The organism is Mesorhizobium sp. M0106, from assembly GCF_040322715.1.
Lineage (GTDB): Bacteria > Pseudomonadota > Alphaproteobacteria > Rhizobiales > Rhizobiaceae > Mesorhizobium.
The window spans coordinates 1-2148 of record NZ_JAMYUA010000111.1 but is presented as its reverse complement, the minus strand read 5'-3'; the positions used below and the strand labels follow the sequence as shown (position 1 = coordinate 2148).

2 protein-coding genes are annotated in these 2148 nt (G+C 62.8%); both read left to right on the top strand.

Annotation, left to right across the window (positions count from 1 at the left end):
* A partial coding sequence (locus NKJ55_RS35240) for a branched-chain amino acid ABC transporter permease (RefSeq protein WP_352453901.1) occupies positions 1-809 on the top strand: 809 nt, incomplete at its 5' end.
* Between the two features lie 49 nt (positions 810-858).
* The coding region (locus tag NKJ55_RS35235; protein ID WP_352453900.1) for an ABC transporter substrate-binding protein at positions 859-2148 on the top strand (1290 nt) is incomplete at its 3' end.

The window sequence follows — 2148 nt, the reverse complement described above, 5'->3', positions numbered from 1 at the left end:
CGGTCGGCGCTTTCGCCGCCTACAATTTCAACCTTCGGGTCGAAGGACTGCCGCTGGCTGCGACCATGATCCTGGCCGGGATTTCAGCCGCCGGCATCGGCGTCGTGTTCGGATTGCCGAGCCTGCGCCTGCGCGGCTTCTATCTCGCCGTCTCGACGCTCGCCGCCCAGTTCTTCGTGCAGTGGGCGCTGACCAAGTTCGGGTGGTTCTCCAACGACAACCCTTCCGGGGTGATCTCGGCGCCGCACCTTGCCGTTGCGGGCTTCTCGCTCGACAAGGCGACGGGCCGCTACCTGCTCTCGGTGACCACGGTCATCGTGCTCACGGCGCTCGTCTGGCGCCTGGTCAACAGCGCGACCGGCCGCAATTTCATCGCCGTGCGCGACAACGAAACCGCCGCGCGGGTGATCGGCGTCCCTGTGCTGAAGACCAAGCTGCTCGCGTTCGCCATCTCGTCCTTCATCATCGGCGTCGCCGGGGTGCTGTGGGCCTTCACCTATCTGCGCACCGTCGAGCCGGCCGGCTTCAATCTCGACCGCTCGTTCCAGATCCTGTTCATCATCATCATCGGCGGGCTGGCCTCGATACGCGGCGCCTTTCTGGGAGCGGCGTTCATCGTCGTCTTTCCGCTCATCCTGTCGCGGCTTGGCGCCTTCCTGTTTGGCGGACTGTTCGATTCGGGTGTTCTCGACATGAGCCAGCGCATCGTGCTCGGCGCGCTCATCATCATCTTCCTCATCGCGGAACCGAACGGGCTGTCGGCCCTCTTCGACCGCCTGAAACGACGGATCGGCTCAAGGTCCAGCTGAGCGCCGCTCGACATCCTCTCACGGACCACAACCTCAGGAGACGCAATCCATGACCTTCTTCAGTCACCTCAAGAAAGCGGCGATCGCCACGGCCTTCGTCCTCGGCGCGACGGCGGTCCACGCCGACGAGCAGTATTTTCCCCTGCAGAGCTACCGCGTCGGCCCTTATGCCGCCGGCGGCACCGGCTTCTTCGGCGGCTTCATCGACTATCTCAACCTGATCAACATCCGCGACGGCGGCGTCAACGGCGTCAAGCTGACCTGGAGCGAGGGCGAGACGCAGTATGAGGTCGAGAAGGGCGTCGAGGTCTATGAACGATTGAAGAGCAATCCCGGCATCGCCGCCTGGAACCCGCTTTCGGTCGGCATCGCCTATGCCATGATCGACCGCATCACCGATGACAAGGTGCCGCTGATCACCATCAACCACGGCCGCACCGACACCACGGACGGACGCGTGTTCCCTTACGTCTTCCCGCTGCTGCTCAATCCGTACAGCGAGACCTCGGGCATCGTGAACTATATCGCCTCCAAGGAAGGTGGCCTCGACAAGCTCAAGGGCAAGAAGATCGTCGTGCTCTATCACGGCTCGCCCTATGGCAAGGAGACGATTCCGATCTATGAGCTGCTGTCGCAGAAATACGGCTTCGAGCTGTCGCAGATCGAGGTTCCGCATCCAGGCAACGAGCAGCAGGCGCAGTGGCTGACGATCCGTCGCGAGCATCCCGACTATGTGGTGCTGCGCGGCTGGGGCGTGATGAACCCGGTTGCGCTCAAGACCGCGCAGAAGACCGGCTTCCCGGCCGATCACATCGTCGGCAATGTCTGGTCGAATTCGGAAGAGGATGTGATCCCCGCGGGCGATGCCGCCAAGGGCTATACGGCCATCACCACCCAGGCGTCAGGCGAGCAGTATCCGGTGGTCCAGGAGATCGTCAAAACGGTCTACGGCGCCGGCAAAGGCAATCTCGAGGAAAAGAGCCGTATCGGCTCGGTCTACCACAATCTCGGCATCGTCAACGGCATCCTCAATGTCGAGGCGGTCCGCATCGCGCAGGCCAAGTTCGGCAACCGCACGCTCACCGGCGACGAAGTCCGCTGGGGCTTCGAGCATCTCAAGCTCGATCCGGCACGCGTCGAGGCGCTGGGCGCCAAGGACCTGTTCCACTCGATCAACGTCTCCTGGGACAATCACGAAGGTGACGGCTACGTGACCTTCCAGCAGTGGGACGGCAAGAAGTGGAACGTCGTCTCCGACTGGATTGCGCCCGACTGGAAGCTGCTGCGTCCGATCATCGAGAAGTCGTCCGAGGCCTATGCCAAGGAAAAGGGCATCAAG